The 25,595-nt window shown below is 66.6% G+C and carries 25 protein-coding genes; 13 read left to right on the forward strand and 12 right to left on the reverse strand.

Annotation, left to right across the window (positions count from 1 at the left end; translation table 11 throughout):
* Positions 1–4: 4 nt before the first annotated feature.
* Positions 5–403: an MAPEG family protein gene (locus QX108_RS02390; protein ID WP_315719966.1), complete on the reverse strand. Its 399-nt coding sequence runs from the start codon at positions 401–403 to the stop codon at positions 5–7.
* A gap of 73 nt (positions 404–476) precedes the next feature.
* Positions 477–2,282 carry a class I poly(R)-hydroxyalkanoic acid synthase gene (locus QX108_RS02395; RefSeq protein WP_315779038.1) on the reverse strand — a complete coding sequence of 602 codons (1,806 nt, stop codon included), beginning with the start codon at positions 2,280–2,282 and terminating at the stop codon, positions 477–479.
* Positions 2,283–2,635: 353 nt separating this feature from the next.
* Here QX108_RS02395 and QX108_RS02400 point away from each other — a divergent pair, with 353 nt between their 5' ends.
* The 5 genes from QX108_RS02400 to QX108_RS02420 all read left to right on the forward strand — a co-directional run bounded on the left by QX108_RS02400 (position 2,636) and on the right by QX108_RS02420 (position 7,549).
* The gene (locus tag QX108_RS02400; RefSeq protein WP_315779036.1) at positions 2,636–2,827 is read left to right on the forward strand and encodes a hypothetical protein; all 192 of its coding nucleotides are present in this window, start codon (positions 2,636–2,638) and stop codon (positions 2,825–2,827) included.
* Between the two features lie 204 nt (positions 2,828–3,031).
* Positions 3,032–4,252 (forward strand): LL-diaminopimelate aminotransferase, encoded by a 1,221-nt coding sequence (locus QX108_RS02405; RefSeq protein ID WP_015666831.1) that lies wholly within the window; start codon positions 3,032–3,034, stop codon positions 4,250–4,252.
* Between the two features lie 39 nt (positions 4,253–4,291).
* On the forward strand, positions 4,292–5,608 hold the full coding sequence (locus tag QX108_RS02410; protein WP_315779034.1) for a homoserine dehydrogenase: 1,317 nt from the start codon (positions 4,292–4,294) through the stop codon (positions 5,606–5,608).
* 204 nt (positions 5,609–5,812) lie between these two features.
* Entirely contained in the window at positions 5,813–6,814 is a 1,002-nt protein-coding gene (gene glpX / locus QX108_RS02415; RefSeq protein WP_172109193.1) for a class II fructose-bisphosphatase, read from the forward strand.
* Positions 6,815–6,829: 15 nt separating this feature from the next.
* Positions 6,830–7,549 (forward strand): haloacid dehalogenase type II, encoded by a 720-nt coding sequence (locus QX108_RS02420; protein WP_315719970.1) that lies wholly within the window; start codon positions 6,830–6,832, stop codon positions 7,547–7,549.
* A gap of 10 nt (positions 7,550–7,559) precedes the next feature.
* On the opposite strand, the gene QX108_RS02425 is transcribed toward QX108_RS02420, so the two are convergent.
* A complete protein-coding gene (locus QX108_RS02425) occupies positions 7,560–8,645 on the reverse strand; it encodes a methyl-accepting chemotaxis protein (RefSeq protein WP_315719971.1) in 1,086 nt (361 codons plus the stop codon).
* Positions 8,646–8,953: 308 nt separating this feature from the next.
* Between QX108_RS02425 and recJ the strand changes: the two genes are divergently transcribed.
* Both recJ and QX108_RS02435 read left to right on the forward strand, forming a co-directional pair.
* Positions 8,954–10,795 carry a single-stranded-DNA-specific exonuclease RecJ gene (gene recJ / locus QX108_RS02430; RefSeq protein ID WP_315779031.1) on the forward strand — a complete coding sequence of 614 codons (1,842 nt, stop codon included), beginning with the start codon at positions 8,954–8,956 and terminating at the stop codon, positions 10,793–10,795.
* Positions 10,796–11,646: 851 nt separating this feature from the next.
* The gene (locus QX108_RS02435) at positions 11,647–12,654 is read left to right on the forward strand and encodes a serine hydrolase (RefSeq protein WP_315779029.1); all 1,008 of its coding nucleotides are present in this window, start codon (positions 11,647–11,649) and stop codon (positions 12,652–12,654) included.
* A 215-nt stretch (positions 12,655–12,869) separates the two neighbouring features.
* On the opposite strand, the gene QX108_RS02440 is transcribed toward QX108_RS02435, so the two are convergent.
* Positions 12,870–13,271: a hypothetical protein gene (locus tag QX108_RS02440; protein WP_172131909.1), complete on the reverse strand. Its 402-nt coding sequence runs from the start codon at positions 13,269–13,271 to the stop codon at positions 12,870–12,872.
* Positions 13,272–13,564: 293 nt separating this feature from the next.
* Here QX108_RS02440 and QX108_RS02445 point away from each other — a divergent pair, with 293 nt between their 5' ends.
* Positions 13,565–14,362 carry an NYN domain-containing protein gene (locus tag QX108_RS02445; protein ID WP_315779027.1) on the forward strand — a complete coding sequence of 266 codons (798 nt, stop codon included), beginning with the start codon at positions 13,565–13,567 and terminating at the stop codon, positions 14,360–14,362.
* A gap of 5 nt (positions 14,363–14,367) precedes the next feature.
* On the opposite strand, the gene QX108_RS02450 is transcribed toward QX108_RS02445, so the two are convergent.
* The 3 genes from QX108_RS02450 to QX108_RS02460 are packed head-to-tail and all read right to left on the reverse strand — an operon-like array spanning position 14,368 to position 17,183.
* Positions 14,368–15,375, reverse strand: a complete 1,008-nt coding sequence (locus QX108_RS02450; RefSeq protein ID WP_315779025.1) for a hydrolase — start codon at positions 15,373–15,375, stop codon at positions 14,368–14,370.
* Positions 15,375–16,595, reverse strand: a complete 1,221-nt coding sequence (locus QX108_RS02455; RefSeq protein ID WP_315779023.1) for a lytic murein transglycosylase — start codon at positions 16,593–16,595, stop codon at positions 15,375–15,377. The genes QX108_RS02450 and QX108_RS02455 overlap by 1 nt, the downstream gene beginning before the upstream one ends.
* Positions 16,596–16,655: 60 nt before the next feature.
* On the reverse strand, positions 16,656–17,183 hold the full coding sequence (locus QX108_RS02460; protein ID WP_409998477.1) for a MarR family winged helix-turn-helix transcriptional regulator: 528 nt from the start codon (positions 17,181–17,183) through the stop codon (positions 16,656–16,658).
* A gap of 53 nt (positions 17,184–17,236) precedes the next feature.
* Between QX108_RS02460 and QX108_RS02465 the strand changes: the two genes are divergently transcribed.
* Both QX108_RS02465 and QX108_RS02470 read left to right on the forward strand, forming a co-directional pair.
* Positions 17,237–17,707 (forward strand): carboxymuconolactone decarboxylase family protein, encoded by a 471-nt coding sequence (locus QX108_RS02465; protein ID WP_315779019.1) that lies wholly within the window; start codon positions 17,237–17,239, stop codon positions 17,705–17,707.
* A 60-nt stretch (positions 17,708–17,767) separates the two neighbouring features.
* Positions 17,768–17,950, forward strand: coding sequence for a hypothetical protein (locus QX108_RS02470; protein ID WP_315719979.1), 183 nt, complete (start codon positions 17,768–17,770; stop codon positions 17,948–17,950).
* A gap of 277 nt (positions 17,951–18,227) precedes the next feature.
* Here the strand turns inward: QX108_RS02470 and QX108_RS02475 are convergent, their stop codons facing one another.
* From QX108_RS02475 to efp, 3 genes are all read right to left on the reverse strand, one after another.
* Positions 18,228–18,491 carry a hypothetical protein gene (locus QX108_RS02475; RefSeq protein ID WP_315779017.1) on the reverse strand — a complete coding sequence of 88 codons (264 nt, stop codon included), beginning with the start codon at positions 18,489–18,491 and terminating at the stop codon, positions 18,228–18,230.
* A 75-nt stretch (positions 18,492–18,566) separates the two neighbouring features.
* Complete coding sequence (locus tag QX108_RS02480; protein ID WP_315779015.1) at positions 18,567–20,198, reverse strand: M23 family metallopeptidase; 1,632 nt, start codon at positions 20,196–20,198, stop codon at positions 18,567–18,569.
* A 53-nt stretch (positions 20,199–20,251) separates the two neighbouring features.
* Positions 20,252–20,818 carry an elongation factor P gene (gene efp / locus QX108_RS02485; RefSeq protein ID WP_172109165.1) on the reverse strand — a complete coding sequence of 189 codons (567 nt, stop codon included), beginning with the start codon at positions 20,816–20,818 and terminating at the stop codon, positions 20,252–20,254.
* Between the two features lie 138 nt (positions 20,819–20,956).
* Between efp and epmA the strand changes: the two genes are divergently transcribed.
* The 3 genes from epmA to QX108_RS02500 are packed head-to-tail and all read left to right on the forward strand — an operon-like array spanning position 20,957 to position 23,390.
* Positions 20,957–22,012, forward strand: coding sequence for an EF-P lysine aminoacylase EpmA (gene epmA, locus QX108_RS02490; protein ID WP_315779013.1), 1,056 nt, complete (start codon positions 20,957–20,959; stop codon positions 22,010–22,012).
* Positions 22,009–23,103 carry a lysine-2,3-aminomutase-like protein gene (locus QX108_RS02495; RefSeq protein WP_315779011.1) on the forward strand — a complete coding sequence of 365 codons (1,095 nt, stop codon included), beginning with the start codon at positions 22,009–22,011 and terminating at the stop codon, positions 23,101–23,103. The genes epmA and QX108_RS02495 overlap by 4 nt, the downstream gene beginning before the upstream one ends.
* 50 nt (positions 23,104–23,153) lie before the next feature.
* Positions 23,154–23,390, forward strand: a complete 237-nt coding sequence (locus tag QX108_RS02500) for a hypothetical protein (RefSeq protein ID WP_315719984.1) — start codon at positions 23,154–23,156, stop codon at positions 23,388–23,390.
* Positions 23,391–23,441: 51 nt separating this feature from the next.
* On the opposite strand, the gene QX108_RS02505 is transcribed toward QX108_RS02500, so the two are convergent.
* Together QX108_RS02505 and QX108_RS02510 are read right to left on the reverse strand one after the other, a co-directional pair.
* Complete coding sequence (locus QX108_RS02505; RefSeq protein WP_315779009.1) at positions 23,442–24,527, reverse strand: 3-deoxy-7-phosphoheptulonate synthase; 1,086 nt, start codon at positions 24,525–24,527, stop codon at positions 23,442–23,444.
* Between the two features lie 231 nt (positions 24,528–24,758).
* Entirely contained in the window at positions 24,759–25,346 is a 588-nt protein-coding gene (locus QX108_RS02510; protein ID WP_315779007.1) for an HdeD family acid-resistance protein, read from the reverse strand.
* Positions 25,347–25,595 lie beyond the last annotated feature (249 nt).

Genomic DNA, 25,595 nt, shown 5'->3' on the forward strand with positions numbered 1-25,595 from the left:
CGGGTTACAGCCAGCCGAAGATTGCGACCGCCAGCACCGCCTGTGCCGCGAAGCCGACCACGAAAGCCAGCGTGCGGAACACGGGCAAGCCGATCGCATAGACGATGACGTGCGCGACGCGTGACCAGAAATAGACGGCGCAGGCGAGCACGGTCCATTTGGTCGAGTAGTCGATCGCGTTAAGGATCAGCACCAGCGGCGCGAAGATCACGAGGTTCTCGACCGCGTTGTCGTGCGCGAACATCAGCCGCGTCGCCCAAGGCGCGTGCGGCTTGTCGTTGCGGGTCGGATTGGCCATCGCGCCGGTGAGGCCGCGGATCTGGCAGCGGTTCAGGATATAGGGAACCCACAGCAGCCCGGTCAGAATGACCGTCAGCGTCAGCCAGAACAGTTCGCGCGTCATCGAGATCCCCTCAACTGATATCCGTCCCGTCCCGGCGGGACGGAGCGGTTATAGTCAATTGCGGGGGGCAGCGCTATGCGCGGACGCGGACATAGGAGCCGGGAGCGTCCTCGAGCGGTGGATAGGCCTCGGTGCCGACGCCGCGTGCGGGAACCTCTTCCGGATCGAGCTCGCTCAGCCATGCGCGCCAATCCGGCCACCACGAGCCCTTGTGCTCCTGCGCGCCCTTGATCCAGTCCTTCAGCGAGATGTCGTGGATCTGGTCGTTGGTCCAGTACTGGTATTTGCCCGACGAGGGCGGGTTGACGACGCCGGCGATGTGGCCGGAGCCCGACAGCACGTACTTCACCGGGCCGCCGAAGAACTGCGAGCCATAGAGCACGGAATCGGCCGGCGCGATGTGGTCCTCCCGTGTCGCGAGATTGTAGACCGGCACCTTCACCTTGGAGAGGTCGAGCAGGGTGTTGTCGAGCACCATCGTGCCCGATGTCAGGCGGTTCTCGAGATAGCAGTTGCGCAGGTAGTAGGAATGATTGGCCGCCGACATGCGGGTGGCGTCCGAATTCCAGTGCAGCAGGTCGAACGCCTGCGGCGGCTGGCCCTTGAGGTAGTTGTTGACGACATAGGACCAGATCAGGTCGTTCGACCTGAGCATGTTGAAGGCCATCGCCATCTTGCTGCCTTCGAGCACGCCTGCGGCCTGCATGTCGCGCTCAAGTGCCGAGATCTGGGTCTCGTCGACGAACACCAGGAGATCGCCGGCATGGGTGAAATCGACCTGCGCAGCCAGGAAGGTCGCGGAGGTGACACGCTGGCGGCGCTTGTCGGCAAGCCAGGCCAGGGTGGTCGCGAGCATGGTGCCGCCGACGCAATAGCCGAGCGTGTGCACCTTCATCTCGCCCGTCACCTTCTCGATGACGTCCATCGCGGTGAGCGGGCCCTCCTTCATGTAGTCCTCCCAGGTCTTATTCCCGAGCTTCTTGTCGGGATTGACCCAGGAGATCACGAACACCGTGAGCCCCTGATCGACGCACCATTTGACGAAGGATTTTTCCGGGCGCAGGTCGAGGATGTAGAACTTGTTGATCCAGGGCGGCACGATCAGCAGCGGCGTCCGCAGCACGTTCTCCGTCGACGGCGCGTACTGGATCAGCTGCATCATCTCATTTTGGAAGATCACCTTGCCCGGCGTCGTCGCCATGTTGACGCCGACCTCGAGATTGCCGGGGTCTGACTGGCGAATCTTGAGCGATCCCTTACCGGCCTCGATGTCCTCGGCGAGCATCTGCATGCCCCGCACCAGATTGTCGCCGCTCGTGGCCACCGTCTGCCGCATCACCTCGGGGTTTGTCAGGACAAAGTTCGACGGCGCCAGCGCGTTGGTGATCTGGTTGACGTAGAACTCGGCCTTCTTGCGGGTGTGCGGATCGAGTCCTTCGGCATTGTGGACCAGATCCTGCGCCCATTGCGTCGTCAGCAGATAGGCCTGCATGACGAAATCGTAGAACTGGTTCGATTTCCATTCCGGATCGGCGAAGCGCTTGTCGCGCGGCGACGGCGAGATCGCCGGAGGCGTTTCTTCGCCAGCAAGGCGCCGCGAGGCTGAGCCCCACAGGTCGAGATAGCCCTTCGCGATCTTGGTCTGGATGTCGCTGGCGCGATCCTTGTCCGACAGCCAGTAGTCGGCGACCGCCGTGAACGACTTCACCACCTCGGCAAGCTCGGTCGGCGGCCGGTCCTGAACCTCCCCCGTCTCCCGCGGCTTGAGATAGGCAGCGAGGGCCTTGCCGCTGGTCTCCATTGCTCTCGCGATGTTCGTCGCGAAGGCTTCGGCGTCGAATGTTTTTTGTGAATTGGTGTTGTTCGGAACGTCGGTCATGGCAATCTTACACTATCGCGTCGGAATCGTTTCGTCACCGCGCGAGATCAACAATCCGCGAGTTTGCGGTAAATTCGATTTCTACGTGTTGCGTTGCGAAAAAGTCTCTTGCTTCGGTCATACTGATCTCATAGGCGGTCGAAATTCCTGTTCAAGCCGCCAACCTTTCGAGTGACAATGGGTTGTGCTGCGGCAAAATGCACCGCATTGCGGCTGGCGGTTGTGGAGTCAGTGAGGACTTTGGCGTGACGTCGGCGGATCAGGGGCGGAGGAGGTGGGCGCGAGCCCTTGCAGCGAGCGTGGTGCTTTGCACCCCCTTGGCGCTGTCCGGCTGTTCCAGCCCGATTGCCGACATGCCGTCGCTGGAAGCTGACGCCATCGTGCGGCCCAAGGAGCCCGGAGGCTATCTCCCGGTCAACGACGTTCCGCGCGAGCGCGAGACGCGGATGATCTCCCCGGAGGAGCGAGCGCAGATCGAGCAGGAGCTCAAGGCTGCCCGCGACCGCCAGGCGTCGGCGGGACCGCCCGGTGCCAGGGACCGCTAAGCGGTCGGGACGGGCGACGTAATTGTCTGGCGTGGCGCGGTGTCCATGATAAAACACCGGAATCAACCGCACCTCAGCGTGTCGTCGCCAGCCAGGCCGCGTGGCCGTGCTAAGTTCATGTTCTAGCACGGATTTCAGGGCAGCGCCGCCACCGTGCCAGCGATGCTGGCTGATCCGCCCCCGGTTGCCGGAGCCGAGAGACCCATGGAAGATTTCTATCGCATCCGCCGTCTGCCGCCTTACGTGTTCGAGCAGGTCAACCGGGCCAAGGCGGCCGCGCGGAACGCCGGCGCCGACATCATCGATCTCGGCATGGGCAATCCGGATCTGCCGGCGCCGCCGCATGTGCTGGAGAAGCTCAAGGAGACCCTGGGCAAGCCGCGGACCGACCGCTACTCGGCCTCGCGCGGCATCGTAGGTTTGCGCCGGGCGCAGGCCGCCTATTACGACCGTCGTTTCGGGGTGAAGCTCAATCCCGACACCCAGATCGTCGCCACGCTCGGCTCCAAGGAAGGGTTTGCCAACGTGGCCCAGGCGATCACCGCGCCGGGCGACGTGATCCTTTGCCCGAATCCGAGCTATCCGATTCATGCCTTCGGCTTCCTGATGGCGGGCGGTGTGATCCGGTCGGTGCCGTCGGAACCGACACCGCAATTCTTCGAGGCGGCCGAGCGTGCGATCATTCATTCGATCCCGAAGCCGCTGGCGCTGATCGTCTGCTATCCGAGCAATCCGACGGCCTATGTCGCCAGCCTCGATTTCTATCGCGACCTCGTCGCATTCGCGAAGAAGCACGAGATCCTGATCCTGTCGGACCTCGCTTACGCCGAGGTCTATTTCGACGACAAGAACCCGCCGCCATCGGTGCTGCAGGTGCCGGGCGCCATGGACGTCGCCGTCGAGTTCACCTCGATGTCGAAGACGTACTCGATGGCCGGCTGGCGCATGGGCTTTGCCGTCGGCAACGAGCGCATCATCGCCGCCCTCGCGCGCGTGAAATCCTACCTCGATTACGGCGCTTTCACCCCAGTCCAGGTGGCGGCCACCGCCGCGCTCAACGGCCCCGACGACTGCATCCGCGAGATGCGTGATGTCTATCGCAAGCGCCGCGATACGCTGGTCGAGTCGTTCGGCCGGGCCGGCTGGGAGATTCCGTCCCCCGAGGCTTCGATGTTCGCCTGGGCGCCTTTGCCGGAGAAGTTCAAGACCCTCGGCAGCATGCAGTTCGCGACCCTCATGGTCGAGAAGTCCGGCGTCGCGGTGTCGCCGGGCGTCGGCTTCGGCGAGCACGGCGAAGGCTATGTCCGCATCGCGATGGTCGAGAACGAGCAGCGCATTCGGCAGGCCGCGCGCAACGTTCGCCGCTTCCTTGAAAGCGGCATCGAAACGTTGCACAACGTCGTTCCCATCGCCAACCGGCGCTGAACCCTCCCATACGTTCCTTTCGACAGGTTCTTTGATTCCATGGTCGCACCCCTGAGAGTGGGCATCGCGGGCCTCGGCACCGTGGGTGTCGAGGTCGTTCGTCTGATCGAGCAGCAGGGGCGCGTGCTCACCGAGCGGACGGGGCGGCCGGTGAAGGTCGTCGCCGTGACGGCGCGGTCGAAGAAGAAGCGCGCCGTCGATCTCTCGGGCATCAAGTGGGCTCGGGATCCGCTGGCGCTGGCCGCTGATCCGGAGGTCGACTGCTTCGTCGAGTTGATGGGCGGCGCCGGCGATCCGGCGCTGTCGGCGATAGATACCGCGCTCAAGGCCGGCAAGTCGGTGGTCACCGCCAACAAGGCGCTGATCGCCAAGCATGGCCTGAAACTCGCCAAGGCCGCCGAGAAGCATGGCGGTGCGCTGAACTTCGAGGCCGCCGTCGGCGCCGCCATTCCGGTGATCAAGACCCTGCGCGAAGGCCTCGCCGGCACCGGCATCGGCCGCGTCTATGGCATCCTCAACGGCACCTGCAACTACATCCTGACCCGCATGGAGCAGGAGGGGCTGTCGTTCGACGAGTGCCTGAAGGACGCCCAGCGCCTGGGCTACGCCGAAGCCGATCCGTCGTTCGACATTCATGGCCACGACACCGCGCAGAAGCTCGCGATCCTGGCGAGCCTCGCCTTCGGTACCCAGGTGGCCGAGAGATCCATCTATGTGGAGGGCATCTCCTCGATCGCGCCGGAGGATCTCAAGGCCGCCGATGAGCTCGGCTACCGCGTCAAGCTGCTCGGGGTCGCGATGCGCACCGCCAAGGGGATCGAGCAGCGCGTGCATCCGACCATGGTGCCGAAATCCTCCTCGATCGCCCAGGTGATGGGCGTGACCAATGCGGTCACGATCGACGGCGAGGGCATTCCGCCGATCACCTTGGTCGGGCCGGGAGCAGGGGGCGCGGCCACGGCGTCCGCCGTGGTGGCAGACATCGCCGATGTTGCGCGCGGCATCCGCGCCGCGCCGTTCGGCCGACCGGTCGACAAGCTGCAGGCGACCGAGAAGGCGCCGATGGAGCGGCACGAGGGCGGCTACTACATCCGCCTGATGGCGCGCGACCATGCCGGCACCGCCGCGACGATCGCGACCCGTCTGGCCGAGCAGAAGATCTCGATCGAATCGATCGTGCAGCGCCACCCCAACGGCAGCGAGCCGCTGAAGGCCGGCGCCAAGGGCGGGCCCGTGCCGGTGATCCTGATCACCTATGCGACGCATGAGGACGCCGTGCACAAGGCGCTTCAGGCGGTGCAGCGCGACAAGGTCATCAGCGGCAAGCCGCAGGTGATCCGGATCGAGAAGAATTAACCTGGGATGCGCAGGGAACCGGTTGTCCCTGCTCAAACAAACGCGTGGCGTTTGGGTTAGGTTCATGCTCAAACCGGTGGAATCGAGCGGCTGGGAGCGGCCATCCGGGCCGGCCCGCCGAACCGTGAGTTGCCCCCGACGGCGGCATCCGGCTGGTAGAATTTGATGGCGGTGAGCCGCCTTGACGTCTTGAGGAGTTGACCGATGTCGACGCAGATTTCCGTCCCGCAGCAATTGTTGCTCGAGCGCATCCTGACGCTGGAGCTGGTGCGCGTGACCGAGCGCGCTGCGGTGTCGGCGGCGCGGCTGCGCGGCCATGGCCAGGAGAAGCCGGCGGACCAGGCGGCCGTGGACGCGATGCGCCGCGAGCTCAACAAGCTGCCGATCGAAGGCACGGTCGTGATCGGCGAGGGCGAGCGCGACGAGGCGCCGATGCTCTACATCGGCGAGAAGGTCGGCCTCAATGCCGGCCCGAAGGTCGACATCGCGGTCGACCCGCTCGAAGGCACCACGCTGTGCGCCAAGAACATGCCCGGCGCGATCGCGACCATGGCCATGGCCGATGGCGGCACCTTGCTGCATGCCCCGGACGTCTACATGCAGAAGATCGCGGTCGGTCCCGGCTACGCCAAGGGCGTGGTCGACATCGATGCCAGCCCGGCCGACAATGTCCGCCGCCTCGCCAAGGCCAAGGGCGTCGAGCCCGGTGCGATCACGGTGCTGGTGCTGGACCGTCCGCGCCATGCCGACATCATCCAGGGCGTGCGCTCGACCGGCGCCGCCGTGCGCCTGATCACCGATGGTGACGTCGCCGGCGTGATTCACTGCGCCGATCCCGACAACACCGGCGTCGACATGTATCTCGGCACCGGCGGCGCGCCCGAGGGCGTGTTGGCTGCGGTGGCGCTGCGCTGCATCGGCGGCCAGATGCAGTGCCGGCTGATCCTCGACACCGAGGAGAAGCGCGAGCGCGCCCACAAGATGGGTGTCGGCGACCCCAAGATGATCTACGGCATCGAGGACATGGCCCGCGGCGACTGCCTGTTCGCGGCGACCGGCGTGACCACCGGCTCGCTGCTCTCCGGCGTCAAGTTCCGCAAGGACGGCGTGATCGAGACCGAGACGGTCGTGATGCGCTCGGTCACCGGCACCGTGCGCTACATCCGCGCCGAGCACCGGCAGCTCGAGAAGTTCCACCTCGACTGACGGCGGAGCGCTGCCATGTCCGAGCTGCCCATGGTCAAGGCGCTGGTGTTCGACGTATTCGGCACCGTCGTCGACTGGCGGACCAGCCTGATCGACGACTTCACCGCGTGGTCGAAGACCCGCGGCATTCAGGGCGACTGGACCGCGCTGGTCGATGGCTGGCGCGGGCTCTATGTCGGCTCGATGGACGAGGTCCGCAGGCACCCCGAGCGCGGCTACGTCATCCTCGACGTGCTGCACCGGCGCTCGCTGGAGACGCTCGTCGCGCAGCTCGGCATCACCGGCCTGAACGAGGCCGATCTCGATCATCTCACCCGCGGCTGGCACCGGCTGCATCCGTGGGCGGACAGTGTCGCCGGGCTGACCCGGCTGAAGTCCAGATACATCATTGCGCCGCTCTCCAACGGCAACGTCGCGCTGCTTACCAACATGGCGAAGTTCGCAGGCCTGCCGTGGGACCTGATCCTCTCAGCCGAGCTGTTCGCGCACTACAAGCCCGACCCCGAGACCTATCTCGGCGCCGCGCGTCTGCTTGGTCTTGCGCCCGGCGAGGTGATGATGGTCGCCGCGCACAACAACGATCTCGAAGCTGCGCAACGCTACGGCTTGAAGACCGCCTTCGTCGCCCGCCCCACCGAATACGGCCCGCTGCAGACCCGCGACTTCGATGCCACCGGCGCCTGGGACATCGTCGCTGCTGACTTCAACGGCATCGCCGACCGGCTCGGCTGCTGATCCCTCCGCCTCACGCGCCCGACACGATCACGCCGTACCAGCCGAGCCCCTTGTAGGTCTCGTAGCCGGGCGTGGCGTGGAACGCGATCATGCGGCCGGACGCATCCTGGTAGAAGCCGCTGCGCTTGCCGTCGAGCTTCAGCGACACCCGCTCGCTGAGGATGCCCTGGCCATCCGACGATGCGATCACGCGGTGATTGGAGTCCACCAGCAGCGCGCGGGCCCTGTCGCTCTCGCTGACGCGCACCCCTTGCACGATCGCCCGCGCCTGGGCCTCCCAGTCGAAATGGATGGCAAGCACGCCGAGCGGCTTGCCGTGGGCCTTGCCGTCCTCTCGGACCGAGGCGCAATAGGTCGCGACCTGGGCGTTGCCGAGCAGCGGCTGGCACTCGACGTCGCCCGCGACGTAATCGTCGCCCGAGCGCAGGCCGCGCGCCTCGCGAAACCACTTGGTCTCGGCGACGCTCTGGCCGACGACGTTGTAGCGATCGGCGCGGCCGTTGGCGATCACCTTGCCGCTGGGATCACACAGCCAGAGGTCCAGATAGACCGTGTAGGCCGACAGGATCACCGCGAGCCGTTCGGAGACATGGGCGACGCTGTCGGTATCGGGTGCGGCCGCGCAATCCACCACGGCGGAATCGGTCGCCCACCAGCGCACGTCGCAGGTGCGTTCATAAAGATTGCGGTCGATCAGCTCGATGGCATTGAGCGCCAGATCGACCATGCGCTCGCCGCGCGCCCGCTCGGTCATGCGCTCGATTGAGCTCTTGAGATTGCCGGTGCGCGTCGTGAGCTGGCCTTCCAGCTCGCGCGCGATGGTCTCGACCAGCTGGCCGACCGCACGCACCTCCTGGGCCACCACGGCAAAGCCCGCGCCTTGCGCGCCCACCCGCGAGCTTTCGATCAGCGCGTTCAGCGCCAGCATCTTCATCTGGTTGGTGATCTGCTGGATCGACTTGGTCTTCTCGCAGGCGATCTGATTGACCTCGCCGGTCAGCCGCGCGATCAGCGCCGAGACGTCGGTCTCGTCCTGGGGGGGCGTGGGGGAGGGCGCAATCGAGGGGGAGGTCTTCAGCTCAGGCGCGGCTAGCATTGAACAACTCCATATCATCGCTGTCTCAGTCGAGATGCGGAGACTGCGAGCAATCACTCGGTATAATTTGATTGAAATGTTACGGAGTTCGCCTAACGGCTGTTTAATGCACGGTCCCGAACACAGCTGTAATTTTAGGCAGACCGCATTATATGTCATCAGCTGACCCCCTCTGGTCCTGATTTCCACGGACGATGCAGTGCGATTCCCGTGGGTTCCTTGGACCGGTCCTGTGGACGCCGCCGACTTGCTGTAGATTCGCGCCGTCGAATTCGAATCGCCAGACCGCACCCGAGGCCCTTCATCCGATGGCACCGTCCGCCCTTGCCTTGCCTCTGAGCGCCCCGCCGGCGTTCCTCGGCGTGCGGCTGTCGCTGACCAACAAGCTGTGGCGCGACCGGCTGGATACGCGCGGCGCTGCGCGGGCCCTGGCGATCGTGCAGCGTTATCAGTTGCCGGAGATGCTGGCCCGGGTGCTCGCCGGGCGTGACGTCGAGCTCGACGCAGTCAACGACTTCCTCGACCCGACCATCCGCAAGCTGATGCCCGACCCGTTCACGGTGACGCAGATGGAGACGGCGGCGCAGCGCATCGCCGATGCTGCGGTGAAAGGGGAAAAGGTTGCGATCTTCGGCGACTACGACGTCGACGGCGCGACCTCGGCGGCGCTGCTGGCGTGGCATCTGCGCCATTGCGGGCTCGATCCGCTGATCCACATTCCCGACCGCATCTTCGAGGGCTATGGGCCCAACGTTGAAGCCATCCGCGCGCTGGCCAGCAAAGGCGCGACGCTGCTCGTGACGGTCGATTGCGGCACGACCAGCCTGGAGCCGCTCGCGGAAGCGCGGCGGCTGGGCATGTCCGTCGTGGTGATCGATCACCATCAATGCGGCGAGGAGCTGCCGGAGGTCGAGGCGCTGGTGAATCCGAACCGGCCGGACGATCTCTCCGGCCTCGGGCATCTCGCCGCGGTCGGGCTTACTCTCGTGACGCTGGTTGCCGTCAATCGCGAGCTCCGCGGCCGCGGCTTCTTCAGCAGCACGCGGCCGGAGCCGGATCTGCTCGGCATGCTGCATCACGTTGCGCTCGGCACCGTCGCCGACGTCGCGCCGCTGGTCGGGCTCAACCGCGCCTTCGTCGCCAAGGGCCTGATCGCGATGCGCCGCCGCGATCATGTCGGCCATACCGCGCTGATGGACGTGGCGCGGCTGAACGGCCCGCCCGAGGCCTGGCATCTCGGCTTCATGCTGGGGCCGCGCATCAATGCCGGTGGCCGCATCGGCCGCGCCGATCTCGGCGTGCGGCTGTTGCTGGAGAGCGACGTCTCGGAAGCCGCGCGCATCGCCGCCGAGCTCGACCGGCTCAACAGCGAGCGCCGGATCATCGAGCAGCACGCCGAGGCGCAGGCCGAGGCCGAGGCGCTGGCCTCGCTCGGCCTGGAGGACAAGGGCGCGGTGATCGTGACCGCGTCGGAGGGCTGGCATCCCGGCGTGGTCGGGCTGGTCGCGTCCAGGCTCAAGGAAAAGTTCGCGCGGCCGGCGTTTGCGATCGCGCTGGAGCCGGGCGGCATCGGCACCGGATCGGGCCGCTCGATCCCCGGCGTCGATCTCGGCAAGGCGGTGCGCCACGCGGTGGAGCAGGGCATCCTGATGAAGGGCGGCGGGCATGCGATGGCCGCCGGCGTCACCTTGCGCAAGGAGCGGCTGGCGGAGTTTCGCGCCTTTCTCGAAAGCGAGCTTGCGGCCGACGTCGCCGAGGCACGTCACGTCAACGAGATCCTGATCGACGGGGCGATCAGCGCGCGCGCGGCGACGCCGGAACTGGTGGCGACGCTCAATCGCGCGGGGCCGTTCGGCAGCGGCAATCCCGAGCCGATCGTGGCGCTGCCGTCGCATCAGCTGGTCTATGCCGACGAGGTCGGGCAGGCGCATCTCAAGCTGCGCTTCAAGTCCGGCGATGGGGCCACCGTGAATGCGATCGCATTCCGCAGCGTGGGCCAGAAGCTCGGCAACGCCCTGGTTCAGCATCGCGGCCAGGTCCTGCATGTCGCGGGCACGCTGACCGTCGACCGCTACCAGGGCGTCGAGCGCGTCCAGCTGCGCGTGCTGGATGTTGCCGTGCCGGATCATGGGCCGGCGATGATCAGGTAGAGCAACATCCACGGTGTCGTCCCGGACAAGCTCCGCCGACGCGCGCGTCGGCGGAGCGCCGATCCGGGATCCATACGCCGCGGCGGATGTTGAGAGGACGAGATGCCCATTGCGATCCTGCCTCACACCGCTTCCTGTGGGTATGGGTCCCGGCTCGGGGGCCGGGACGACAGCGGGGTGTGTGGCGCGCATCGTGCCTCGCATGACCGAATGCAACACGACCATTCGATCTCGCCGCGCATTCGCGCCCGAGTGATGCATCGTCAATGACCCTCTTGATAAGAGAGGGCGCAGGGAATGCCGGGTGAAGGCCTCACCCATGGCCCGCCTGCAAACAAAAAGCAGGCGGCAGTCACCACAGGTAGGCCGGTCAACCGGCATTCCCTGCGCGGTGGTCTTCACGCTTATACGCGATCTCCCCGGTGTCCGGCTTGTTAGCCACCGTCGCCCGCGGGCTCATCATCCCCCGAAGGCTTGGCGCCAGCTTCGGGGCGCCAGGACCACGCGACTTCACGTCCGCAACCTGCCGTTCGTCCGCGCGCATCGAGCACGCTGCGGCACGATCGCGGCCACCGCACCCCGCCCTCCACGTTCATGACGATCGCGAAGCGCCCCTCTCATGAGGACGGGACACTCATGTTATTTCCGATTTTCGGAATAAGAGCAAGCGAAATCTTCCGGCCGGTGCGGTGATGGCCGGCATCCGACTGATGCCGCAGACGAAATTGATCATCGCGCGCCGGTACGTGTTGCGCACCGGGCAAGGCGCAGGGCCGTGACCACTGTACCTTCCAACTGTCGTCCACTACGCTCCCTACGTTGAGTTGTGACGAGCCGGCTGAGGAGGGTCCATGCGACGTTTGCCTGCAGTTTTCGGAGCCGTCCTGCTGGGATCGTGTTGGGCGCACGCCGAACCGGGTCGGAATTGGCAGGCGGCAGGACCGGATGAAAAGCCGTGGTCTGCATCCATCGCCCGCGAGGTGCAGGAGTTCGCGGTCGAACAGAAGCCGACGGCGATCATGGTGGTCAGGGACGACGACATTGTTGCCTCGTTCGGGGACCTTGGTGCGAAGGTCAATGTCCGGTCCGTCCGCAAGAGTCTGCTGAGCGCGTTGTATGGCATTGCGATCGAAGACGGTGGGATCAACCTCGACAGCACACTTGCCGCGCTCGAGATCGACGATATTCCGCCGGCCCTTTCGCCGGTCGAGAAGACCGCGACGGTTCGTCAACTGCTCATGGCGCGCTCCGGGGTCTATCATCTCGCGGCCTATGAGACGCCCGAGATGAAACGGCTCCGGCCCGCGCGCGAGAGCCATCCGCCGGGCAGCTTCTGGTACTACAACAACTGGGACTTCAACGCGCTCGGCACGATCTATCAGCGCTCCGTCGACGACGTGTTTGCGAGCTTCGAGAAGCGGATTGCCCGGCCAATCGGCATGGAGGACTTCTCCGCTTACGATGGCCTGTATTTGGGGGAGTCTTCGTCGGTCCATCGGGCCTATCTGTTCCGGATGAGCGCCCGCGACCTGGCGCGGTTCGGCCTGCTGTTCCTGAACGGCGGACGCTGGAATGGGGCTCAACTGATCCCGTCGAAATGGGTGACGGACTCGACGAGGCGTCTCTCGGACACCGAGCAGCCCGGACGCGGCTACGGCTATCTCTGGTGGACCTTCAGCAGCGTACGATCGGGTGTCAGCGGCTTTTATGCCGTGGGCTACGGCGGACAGCTGGTCGTGGTCGTTCCATCCAAACATCTGATATTGGTCGAGCTGGTCGATCTTGCCGTAAACAAGCAAGGTGTTCGCACACAGCGCTTTCTCGATCTTGTCAGCAGGATCAGCGCGTCGGTCCCTTGAGCGACACGGCGATGGTCGTGGCGATCGACCTTCTATCCGATCACGCCCCTCCGGGCGAGATCGAGCGGCTGTGGACCACGTCGGGGCTTTCGCAGGCTTACATATCGACGATCAAGCGGCGCAGCCATTCCTTTAGCATAAATCGCGCGAAGACTGAGGACACGGGCGCGGGGGGACAGCCGCCACGATGACGATCGCGCGGGGCGACGTGAACATCAGCGCCAGGATGGCTTCGGCAGCTGATCGGGATTGAATTTCGGCGTGGGCCGAGGAACTGGCGGCGGCGCGGCGTCGTCGGAGGCCGAGAACAGCAGAAGCGCCTCGAACGGCACGTCGGGAGCTTCCGCGGCATAGCCGGAGCAGGTGACGGGCGTGCCCCGGCAGCATCCTTCGAGGCTGAGCGTCAGCTCGTCCGGGCCGAACAGCGACGGCTGTCCGGGGGCGTGCCGTTTGGTCTTGATGATGGCGGTAAACCGATCGCCATGGGCCTCGTAGCTTCCGGCGTAGCTCAGCACGGTATCGCCGCCGCAGACCTTGCCGCCAACGAGCTCAACGATGCCGGTTCCCTGGCCCTTGGGGGTCCTGAACCAGGCGGAATAGGTGCCTTCCTTCATCATCTGCCGCAGATCCCGTCGTTGGGTCGCGGCATCGTCGTGCGGTGCGAATTAAGGGAAGGTGAAAACGATCGCCGAATAGCGGCGGAAACCCTCAATTTGTTCGTGTACGAACGGTCATCGATGGATTCGGGGCCGCCAGAGAGAATACGCCAAGGACGCGGCCGCCTTGCTCGTCGGCGAATGAAGGTACTCTGCGGGAGACGCGTCTCCGCCGCAGCCGCAGAGAAAGTTTGCCTGACGCAAGCGTGCGAGCGTGATACGTACGACACCAGATGCCTTTGAGAGACCGATCCATGCCCTCCGAAGCCCGCTCGCCGCGTCTTGCCGTCCTCATCGATGCCGACAATGCCTCGGCCAAGATCGTGGACGGGCTGTTCGAGGAGATCGCCAAGATCGGCGAGGCCAGCGTGCGCCGGATCTATGGCGACTTCTCCAGCCCGCGCTCCAAGCCCTGGGCCGATACGCTGGCGCGACATGCGATCGTACCGCAGCAGCAGTTCGCCTACACGACCGGCAAGAACGCTTCCGACATCACGCTGGTGATCGACGCCATGGACCTGCTGCACAGCGGTCGCTTCGACGGCTTCTGCCTGGTGTCGTCCGACAGCGACTTCACCCGGCTTGCGGCGCGCATCCGCGAGCAGGGCATCGACGTGTTCGGCTTCGGCGAGCAGAAGACGCCGGAGAGCTTTCGGCAGGCCTGCCGCAGGTTCATCTACACCGAGAATTTGCGCAGCGATGCCGGCAGCAGCAAGGATGCCGACAGCGCCGCGGCGCCGAAGCCGCTGCTGCCGATCAGCGCGGCGTTGCCGATGATCAAGAAGGTCATCACGCAGATGGAGAGCGAGGACGGCTGGGTCGCGCTCGGCGAGGTCGGCAAGCAGCTCTCCAACCTGGTGTCCGACTTCGATCCGCGCACCTATGGCTGCCGCAAGCTCAGCGATCTCGTGCGCAAGACCGGCGGCTTCGAGATCGAGGAGCAGTCCAAGGGTGGCGGCTCGGTGCGCATCCGGGTGAAGGCGGCGACGGGCTCGCAGCCCAAGGCGCGGGCGCCCAAGGCCACGCAGCGGGAGGGATCGGCCAAGGGCTGAGTCGGCTATTGCGCCGGCTTCAGCTCCGGCAGCACGGCCTGGACGTCAGGCTGCCGTGCGAGGACGTCGCGCACCCTGACCATGCCATCCTCCGAAGGGTGGAAGGCATCGATGAAGTTGCGGGACGAGTCGGAAATCTCCGAGCGCGCGAGGTCGACGAAGGGGATGCCGAGACCGCGCAGCCAGTCTGCGGTCTGCCGGCTTTCGAACTCGCGCCAGACGCCTGAATAGGTCCAATAGGCCTCGTCATGGTCGAGATAGTCGACCGCGGCGCGCACGTAAGGCAGCTGGACGGCGATGAGCCGGACGTTGCGCTCGCGCGCGAGCGCCGCCAGTCGCGCGACCGGCTCCTTCTGCCGCTCCGACATCTGCGGTGCGCCGGGCGAGGATTCGATCAGGCGCGCCGCGGTCTGGAATTTCTCGCGTGCGGTGTCGATGAAGTCCTGCGGATAGAGATAAGAGCCGTCGGCGCGGAAGCCGTCGGGTCGTCGCTGCTCGCGGAAGGCCGACGGCGACGGCAGCGCGCGGATCAGGCGGGCGAGCTTGAACGACACGTAGCGCGACCAGCTGTAGACCATCGTGCGCTGCGCGCCGTAGGCATCCTCCCAGGCATCGGTGAACATGAAATAGTCGAGCACGACGATGACGGCGCGGGGCCGGACCTCGCGGGTCAGATGTTCGAACACGTCGACGAGCTGCCGCGTCGTCCAGGCGGTGAAGGCGGCGTTGTAGAAGCGATAGGGCTCGAACATCCAGTCGCGCAGGGTGCCGGCGCGAGAGCTGCTGATGACAATGATGTCGGGCGCCAGCTCGGCGATGCGCGCCCGCTTGAAGGCGGCGTTGTAGCGGAGATCGGCCGGGAGAATGATGTTGTCGCGTTCAGCCGATTGCAGGCCCGCGAGATGCGCCGGCGTGGTCAGCGCATCGAAGCGGTACGCAAATCCGGCGATCGAGAGACTGAACAACGTCAGCACGGCAAGGACGACCGCGACGTAGCGGCGCTGTGCGGCCATCACCCGCCCTGTCGCAGCTTCGCCAGCACCTTCAGCCCGCCATAGCCGTCGGCGGGCGTGAGGCCGGCCTTGGCCTGGAAGTCGCGGATCGCCTTCATGGTGTCGTTGCCGACGCGGCCGTCGGTGCCGCCGGTGTCGAAGCCGGCGGCGGTGAGACGCTTCTGCATCTCCTGCACCTCGGCGAGCGTCAGCGCGCGCTCGGAGCCGGGGAAGGGCTGCAGGAACGGCGGTCCGCCCAGGATGCGATCGCCGAGATGGCAGATCGCGAGCGCGTAGCTCATCGCCGGGTTGTAGGACTTCACCGAATAGAAGTTCGGACCGAGCAGGAAGGCGGGGCCGCCCGCGACCGGAATCCACAGCTGCGCCGTGGCGTTAGGCTGCGGAAAGGCCTGGCCGTCGGCGCGGGTGACGCCGGCGGCCTGCCAGGCCGCATAGGTCCTGCTGCCCGACATGTTGCCGGGCGCGCGGACTTCCCAGCCCCAATGCTCGCCGCGGTGATACTTGCCGCGGTTGACGAGATAGCGCGCGGTCGAGCCGAGCGCATCGTCGGGCCGTCCGAACGGGTTGATCTTGCCGTCGCCGTCATAGTCGAAGCCGACATTGAGCCAGACCTCGGGCATCCATTGCGTGTGGCCCATCGCGCCGGCCCAGGAGCCGCGCATCTCGTCCGGCGTGCTCCAGCCGCGATCGACGATTCTAAGCGCGTTGGTCAGCTCGGTCTCCCAATAGGCCTTGCGGCGCGGCTCGTTCCAGGCGAGCGCGGCGAGCGCCGGAAACACCGGGCGCATGTGGTTCTGCTGCACCAGGGGATCGCCGAACGCGGACTCGACGCCCCACAGCGCCAGCAGCGTGCCGCGCTCGACGCCGAAATCCTTCTCGATCCGGGCGAACAGCGCCTCGTTCTTTGCCAGCGCCGCCTTGCCATTGATGACGCGCCAGTCGGAGACGCGACGGTTGATGTACTGCCAGAGCTGCTCCTTGAACTCCGGCTGATTGCGCATCTCCTTGAACACGGTCATGTCGGGCTCGAGCCGCGCCATGACCCGCGTCCAGGTCGCCTGTGAAATGCCCTTGGCGAGGGCGCGGCTGCGAAAGCCGTCGCGCCAGGCCTCGAATTCAGCCGGCGCGGCCGAGGCGGGCAAGGCCGGAACGAGCAGCGCCGCGGCGCCGAGGCCGGAGCCGAGCAGGGTGCGGCGGGTCATGGAATCGGGCTGTGTCATGGCGCCCATTCTACCCGCTGATGCGGGCCGGCGGCAAAGCCCTCAAGCGGGCCGGAACCTTTACGCCTCGTGGAGATCCACGGCGACGCGCGCCAGCCAGCGGCGGATGATCGCGAGGTCCCGCTCGCCGAGACCGCCCGCGAGCCTGCGCTCCAGCGCCATGGCCTGCCGGCGCGCCCTGGTCAGCAGTGCGATACCTTGGCGGGTCAGGCTCCATTGCAGCACGCGGCCATGGATGGGGTGCGGCGTGCTCCGAATGGCGCCGCAGCGTTCGAGGTTGCCGATGATCACGTTCACGGTCTGCGGCGTCAGCAGCGCGACGCGGGCGCAGTCGGCGCCGGACAGACCGGGATAGGCCTTCAGCATCGTCAGGACCACGAATTGCGGATGGGTGAGGCCGGTCGCCGTGAGCGCGCGATCCAGCGAGAGCCGCGCCGCCGCCTGCGCCTGGCGCAGCAGATAAGCGAGGTGGCCGTCCTCGCCGCGCTTGCCCTCGCCCGGGAGAGGCGGGCGGGCGGCTGCCTTCCGGCGCGCGGGGCGAGGCTTTCGAGGCGATCGCGAGGACGTCAACATCCGTGCCTTGCGCATATCATCAGACCCCTGATAAGTTATCAGACCTCTGATAACATGAGAAACCTACCATGTCACATGCGCGCAGCAAGTACACCGATTTCAGGAGTCTGGCGCCCGAGCTCTACGACGCCATTCTCGCGGTCAGCCAGCAGGCGGCCAAGGCCGGGCTCGACAAGCAGTTGCTGGAGCTCGTCAAGATCCGGGCCTCGCAGATCAACGGCTGTGCGTTCTGCGTGCAGCACCACGTGCTGCTGGCCGAGAAGCTCGGCCTCTCCGTCGACAAGATCAATCTGGTCGTGGTCTGGCGCGAGGCGCCGCAGTTCACGGCGCGCGAGCGCGCGGCGCTGGCCTTCACCGAGGCGCTGACCCGGCTGGAGGGCGGCGTGAGCGACGAGGTCTATGCGCTGGCGCGCGCGGAATTCTCTGAAGCGGAGCTGGTGTTCCTGACCTCGGCGATCGGCGTCATCAACCTCTGGAACCGCTATGGCGTCGCGTTCCGCTGGACCCCGGCTGAGCGGCCGGCGCGCGTGGCCTCCTGAGTCGTCGGGAACCGCGACGAAGCGGTGCGAGTTGTGCCTTCAAACGACGAGGAGGCGCACATGACCGATGCGAACGAGCCGCTCAAGCCGGACGATTTCCCGCTCGAGGCCGACAAGGAGCGGGTGCGGTGTCAGAACGGCAAGCCGATCGCCACGACGAAGGACGAGGCGATGGCACATGAGATCGCCGAGCGCCTCAACGCCGAGGAGCACCGGCGTGAAGAGGACAAGTGGTCGGCTTGAGTCGTGACGATGGCTTCAGCTTGCGGGCTGCGAGGCGGCTGACGGCGTCGCGTCCCCCCCGCGGCTGGGCTATCGTATATGGCGATCGATGTTTTGCGCCCATCTCCCTCTGCGTCGTCATGGCCGGGCTTGTCCCGGCCATCCACGTCGTCCAGCATGCTGAGAACGACGTGGATGCCCGGGACGGAGCCCGGGCATGACGATGTGGAGACGGTTTCGCGACACACTCAAATTGACCACGTGCGATTCCCCTGCCGCAGGCGGGAGACTCGTGCTCTCAGAACGGATTGGCCGGCTGCGCGCGTTTGGGACCTTCGGGCTTCGGCTCCACGGCGAGGCGCGGGTCGGTCGGCATCACGCGGGCGCCGGCGGCGCGGGCGACTTCGCCGGTCATCGAGTGTCGGGCCGCCTCGGCGGACTTGATCTCCGGCGGATGCCAGCGGTCGCGCACCAGCATGGTGAGCGCCCCGACGCAGACCAGCGCGATGGCCGCCGACATCAGCGCCAATCCGGTCCGGCGATCAAGCGTGCGCGTGGTCATCCGTCATCCTCCATCTGGCTGCTAACCCGCAGCGGTGGAGGTCGGTTCCGGCAGGTCACGCAGTCGCGGTTGCGTTCAGTTCCGGTCGCGCCCGGCAGCGGCATCGGCGGCAGGGCCGAGCGGCGACGAGTCCTGTGCCGGCGCTCCGAGTGACCCGGTCGTCGCCGGGGGCGGCGTTGCCGCGATCTCCACCCCGACCTCGCGGCCGCGGCCGCCGATCAGACGCTCATAGGCCGCGATCAGCGTCATGTAGGGATTGACCCAGATCCAGCCGTCGCGCGTGAACAGCTGGACGTCGAAATGCAGATGCCGCGTGGTGCCGTTGGGATGGTCGAGATAGTTCGACACCACGCCGATCGGCTCGCCCTCGCGAAGTCTGCGGCCGTTGAGCAGGCCGTCTTTGTCCATCGCCGCCGGGTTCATGTGCATGTAGCGGAAGCGGACGTGCTCGGTGCCGCTGTTGACCTGGATGATGGCGCCCTGTTGCCTGGCGCTCCGGATCACCACGCCGTCGCGCACCGCGAGCACGCGCTGCCGCCGCGGATCGCAGCCGTCGGGACCGTCGCGGCGGACCGGACATGCGCCGGGCCGGAGATCCTGGCCCTGGTGGCCCAACCCGCTGGCGCACTGGCCGACGTTGAAGTCGCGGGCTTCGCAGAAATTGTCGCGCCAGGGATATTGGCTCCAGGGCTGGTCGAACTTGTCGCTGGTGCGGCGGCGGCCGAACGATTGCGAATGCACATAGGCCGGCGCGTCGAGCGGATAGCGGATCTGGGAATAGGCGGTCGGATCGGCGCGGCCGCCCTGGCCGCGCGCACCCGAGTTGACGACGATGTCGCCGACCGGACGATAGGTGAAGTCGGCATCGAACGCCGACGGCCGCTCGGCGGCGATCGGCGTGATCTCCGGTGCGTTGCGCGACGGTTGGCCGCCTGCGATGCGCAGCGCCCTCAGAAAGCGTTCGGCGATCGGATACGCCTCGCGGCACGCGAGGCGCTTCGGCCGCAGTGCGCTGTCGAGGCACTGGATCGAGACCACATAGGGCACGCCGAAGCGGGTGAAGGCGTAGCGGACATAGCCCTCGCGGATGAAGCGGCGCAGGTCGGGATATTGCGCCGACAGCGCCTTCACGCCCTCGCCCTTGCCGCCGGCGGGATCGGCGATGTCGTAGGTGATGAGCGAGCCGGTGATCTGGACCTCGACCGGCTTGGCGAAGATCCGCGACGGCAGGCCGGCGGTCACCTCCGGTGCAAGCGAGAACACGGCGTCGTAGCCGGAGGGGCCGGCATCGAACAGGTCGGCCTGAAAGTCGGCCTGGTAGCGCGGCAGGGTCTGCGGATCGACCGCGCCGCGCCGGCGCGCGCTCAGATAGGCTGACGTGTCGAGCGGCAGCAAAACGGGGACCGGACTGCGTCCGATCCCCGTGAAGACGGTCGAGGTCACGCCGTTGAGCTGGACCAAAGCGGGCCGTCGGCGCGGGTCATCGCTGCTGACGTCGCGCCGGCGCGCCGACAGCGCGACATCGGCTGCGACGTCAGGTGCCGTCGTGAGCTCGGAGCGAAGCTGGTCGAGCGCTGCGCGCCAGTCGGCGCGCTGAAGCGAGATGGCAGGCGTGGCGAAGGAGTCGGCCGCGCGTCCCGCGGAGGTCGCGGCCAGCGTGATCACCGCCGCCAGGGCTGCGGTGATAAAGGTGATCCTTGCCCCCAATCCCCACGCCTCCCGGCGTCAGATCATGCCATCGCTGCGCGCACCATCATGCGTCAATCCTTGGCGCGCTCGCAATAGGAGCCGTCCTCGGTCATCACCACGATGCGGGTGCCGACCGTGATGTGCGCCGGCACGCCGGTGCGGACGCCGTTCGACAGCACCGCCGGCTTGTAGGACGACGACGCCGTCTGGCCCTTGGTGACCGGCTCGGTCTCGACGACCTCGAGCGTGACGCGCTGGGGCAGGGCGATCGCCACCGGCACCACGTCGTGCATCGACAGCTTGACGGTCATGTTCTCCTGGAGATAGGCCGCCTGCGTGCCGACCACGTCCTTCGGCACCTGGACCTGGTCGTAGGTCTCCGGGTTCATGAAGTGGAAGCCGTCGGCATCTTCGTACAGGAAGGTGAAGTTGCGCTCCTCGATCGTTGCCTTCTCGACCTGGTCGGTGGTCTTGAAGCGCTCGGAGATCTTCACGCCGTCGCTGATTCGGCGCATTTCGATCTGGCTGACCGGGGTGCCCTTGCCGGGATGGATGTTCTCGGCGGTCACGACGACATAGAGCTTTCCATCTTGCTCAATGACGTTACCCTTGCGAATAGAGCTGGCGATGACTTTCAAAGCTGTTTTCCTGACACTGAAAAGGGGGCGCCGGGCAGGGCCGGGGCGCCACGTGACGCGGGATGCGGTTTCGGGCGGCAACATACTGATTTTGTCCGGGGTTGCCAGTCTTTTGCGCCCCCGGCGGGCGATCCCCTGATGTCCCGGGAGCCCGCGCCTTCGCCCTGGTGGTCGCCGCAGCGGCACGCCGACGTCAGGCCGTTTCTCCAGGCGCGGGCCGCCATCGTCCGTGCGCTGCGGGCCTGGTTCGACGAGCAGGGCTTCATGGAGGTCGAGACCGGCATCCTGCAGGTGTCGCCGGGCAACGAGACCCATCTGCACGCCCCCGCCACGGCACTGACGGCGGCTGATGGAACCCAGCGCCAGCGGTATCTCAGGACCTCGCCGGAGTTCGCCTGCAAGAAGCTGCTGGCGGCCGGGGAGCGCCGGATCTTCGAGTTTGCCCGCGTGTTCCGCGACCGCGAGCGCGGCGACCTGCACCTGCCGGAATTCACCATGCTGGAGTGGTATCGCGCCGAGGCGCCTTACGACGCCATCATGGCCGATACGGTCGTGGTGACCGCCCATGCCGCCCAGGCGACCGGTATCCGCCAGTTCGCTTTCCGCGGCCGGACCGCCGATCCGTTCGCCGAGCCCGAGCTGTTGACGGTGGCGGCAGCCTTCGCCCGCCATGCGGGCATCGACCTCTTGGCCACCATCCGTGACCGGACGGGAGACCGTGAGGCGCTCGCGGCGGCCGCTGCGGGCAAGGTCCGGATCAGCGCGGACGACACCTGGTCGGACCTGTTCAGCAAGCTGCTGGTCGAGCATGTCGAGCCGCATCTCGGGCAGGGGCGGTTGACGGTGCTGTATGAATACCCCTCGCCGGAGGCCGCGCTGGCGCGGGTGAAGGCCGGCGACCCCCGCGTCGCCGAGCGCTTCGAGGTCTATGCCTGCGGCGTCGAGCTGGCCAACGGCTTCGGCGAGCTGACGGACGCGGCCGAGCAGCGCCGCCGCTTCGAGGACGAGATGGCTGAGAAGCAGCGGCGTTATGGCGAGCGCTATCCGCTGGACGAGGATTTCCTCGCCGCCGTGGCCGCGATGCCGCAGGCGAGCGGCGTCGCGCTCGGCTTCGACCGGCTGGTGATGCTGGCGGCCGGCGCTGTCAGGATCGATCAGGTGGTATGGACGCCGCCGGCAGGTGAGCAGCGATGAACAGAATCGAGCGACCGACGACGTTGCGCAGCGCCGATGATCTTGTCGCGCAGGGCCTCGTGGCGCCCGCTGATCAGCCCGTGCTGGAGCGCGTCGCCGAACGCTATGCGGTGGCGGTGACGACGCATCTGGCCGACCTCATCGACGCCGACGATCCCGACGATCCGATCGCGCGCCAGTTCGTGCCGTCGGCCGACGAGCTGGTCGCGACACCCGGCGAGCGCGGCGATCCCATCGGCGACGACGCGCATGCGCCGGTGCCGGGCATCGTGCACCGTTATCCCGATCGGGTGCTGCTCAAGCTCGTGCATGTCTGCGCGGTGTATTGCCGCTTCTGCTTCCGCCGCGAGATGGTCGGGCCCGGCAAGGACAATGCGCTGTCGGAGGACGCCTATCGCGCGGCGCTGGACTATATTCGCGCGCACGGCGAAATCTGGGAGGTCATCCTCACCGGCGGCGATCCGCTGATGCTGTCGCCGCGGCGGCTGAAGGAGATCATGGCCGATCTCGCTGATATCGAGCACGTCCGGATCATCCGCATCCATACACGGCTGCCGGTCGCCGATCCCCGGCGCATCACGCCGGCGCTGGTCGATGCGCTGAAGGTGCAGAATGCGGCAACCTGGATCGCGCTGCATGCCAATCATCCGCGCGAGCTCGGCGCCGAGGTGCGCACCGCCTGCGCGCGGCTTGTCGACGCAGGGATTCCGCTGGTCAGCCAGTCGGTGCTGCTGCGCGGCGTCAATGACGATGCGGCGACCCTGGAGGCCCTGATGCGCGCCTTCGTCGAGACGCGGATCAAGCCGTATTATCTCCACCATGGTGATCTCGCACCCGGGACCGCGCATCTGCGCACGACCCTGGCGCAGGGGCAGGCCCTGATCCGGTCGCTGCGCGGCCGCGTCTCCGGACTGTGCCAGCCCGATTATGTGCTCGACATTCCCGGCGGCCACGGCAAGGCGCCGGTGGGGCCGCAATACCTCACTGCCGAGGATTCTGTTGAGCAGGATCATGCCGCAGCTGCGCAAACGCGCTATCGTGTGATTGACTATTGCGGCGAGGCGCACCTCTATCCGCCCGCCGGGGAATGAAGTGTCCCGGCGATTCCGCTGAAGTCGATCCGCAGACACGGAGGAGCAACATGAAGAAACTTGCGCTCGCGATGGGGCTCCTGATCCTCGTGACCGATGGCGCCGTGCTGGCGCAGAGCAGCGGCGCGAGCGGCGATCCCTCGACGCAGATGCAGAAGAAGCGCCGCCAGCCGCGGCCGAGCGATCTGCCGAAGGCCGAGCAGGCCGAGGACAGTTCGATGAGCGGCATGAGCAAGGAAGACCGCGAGCTCGATCGCAAGATCAAGAGCATCTGCCGCGGCTGCTGAGAGCGGCCAGCGGCGCGCCGGAGGCGCACCGCTCATTCATGCCAATGGGCCTTAGGCCGAGCGCTCTCGCACGGCCTCGCGGCCCAGCGCCCGTCGCGCCGCAACCGCCTCGGCGAGCCGCTCCAGCACCTCGACCGTCGTGTCCCAGCCGATGCAGCCGTCGGTGATGCTTTGGCCGTAGGTCAGCGGCACGTCCGGCTTGACGTCCTGCCGGCCCGCCACGAGATGGCTTTCGATCATCACGCCCATGATGCGCTGCTCGCCATCGGTCAGCTGGCGCGCGATGTCGGCAGCCACCAGCGGCTGGTTCTCCGGCTTCTTGCTCGAATTGGCGTGGCTGGTGTCGATCATCAGCCGCGCCGGCACGCCGGCCTTGATCAGCTCGGCGGAGGCCTGCTCGACATGACCGGCGTCGTAGTTCGGGCCGCTGCCGCCGCGTAGGATGATGTGGCAGTCCTCGTTGCCCGTCGTCGCCGCGATGCCGGAGCGGCCGCCCTTGGTCACCGCCATGAAATGATGCGGGTGCGCGGCCGACTTCACCGCATCCGTGGCGATGCGGATGTTGCCGTCGGTGCCGTTCTTGAAGCCGACCGGGCAGGACAGGCCGGAGGCCAGCTCGCGATGGATCTGGCTCTCGGTCGTGCGGGCGCCGATCGCGGCCCAGGCGACGAGATCGGCGATGTATTGCGGCGTCGTCATGTCGAGGAATTCGCATCCGGCTGGCAGGCCCAGATTGTTGACCGCCGAGAGCACGCTGCGCGCGAGGCGCAGGCCCTTGTTGATGTCGAACGAGTTGTCGAGATCGGGATCGTTGATCAGGCCCTTCCAGCCGACGGTGGTGCGCGGCTTCTCGAAATACACCCGCATCACGATCTCGAGCCGATCGCCCAGGCGCTCGCGCAGCGCCGCGAGCCGGCCGGCGTAGTCGATCGCGGCGTCGGGATCATGGATCGAGCAGGGGCCGACGATGACCAGCAGGCGGTCGTCGCTCCCGGTCAGGATGGCGTGGATGGCGTTGCGCGCGGCCATCACCACCCGGGTGGCGGTAAGGGTCCGCGGAATCTCGCCCATCACCTCCGCGGGCAGGCTCAATTCCTTGATTTCCTTGATACGAAGATCGTCTGTGGTGCTCAGCACGGCGGGCTCCTGCGTGTCTTGGTGGGCACCTGCCGGCAATAAAAAAGCCGCCAGGTCTGGCGGCTCGTTCGGATATCTTGCTGCAATGTGTCAGATTGAGCGCGATCCTCCCGCCGCCAGCGAGCTGTCGTAGCTAAAGTACCAATAATAGCTGGTGGCGACGGTGATCATGACAGGCTCTATAGCGGCCGCGCGGCCGCTTGTCATCCGGAAAATCGAGACCTCCCGGCCTCAGGCGTTGCGCGCCGCGAGCGCCATGCCGATCATCGACAGCCCGCCGAACAGCAGGTTGATGCCGACCAGCAGGCCGATCGCCCACGTCGCCGTGCCCGGCAGGCCGGAGATGATGATGCCGGCGATCGCGATGTCGACGGCCCCCGAAATCGCCAGCCACGACCAGCGTCCTGATAGCTCGCGCCGGTGCTCCAGCGCATACATGATGGTGGCGACGCCCTCCGCGAGGAAATAGACGCCCACCACGACGGTCAGCGTGAGCGTGCCCTGGACCGGCTGTGCCACCAGGATGAATCCGGCAATGATGGCCAACACCGCAGATAGCAGCGACCACCAGAAGCCGGGCATGCCGCGCGCCCAGAAGGTGAGCGCCAGCCCGGCAATGCCCGAGATCAGGAACATCCAGCCGAGGAAGATCGTCACCGCGAGGCTCGCCAGCGGGGTGAGAACCATCGCGAGCAGGCCGAGCACCGCGAGCAGGATGCCTTCGATGAGAAAGGCCTTCCAATGCGCACGCACGGCCGCGCTCATCTGCGACTTGATGCGCTCGAGCTCGGGCGGAATCGTATCCTGGGGAAGGGGCATGCGTGAACTCCCGGCAAACCGACGCGCAGATAGCATGCGTCCGCATGCCCTACACATGGTGAGGCAGGGCTGCCCGGACAAGCGCACGAGCCGTGTTTCGGCGCATTCGCGGCGGCCGCTTCTGCAACCCGGCCAACTCCGCCATGCGCTGCTTGCGTTCACTTCCTGCGCGGCATCTCGCCAATATCCGCGTTCGGCGCCCGTCCTCTATCGGGACATCGGCCGGCCGTACGGCCCCGTTGCGAAATG

Source organism: Bradyrhizobium sp. SZCCHNR1002 (assembly GCF_032381435.1).
Taxonomy (GTDB): Bacteria; Pseudomonadota; Alphaproteobacteria; order Rhizobiales; family Xanthobacteraceae; genus Bradyrhizobium; species Bradyrhizobium aeschynomenes.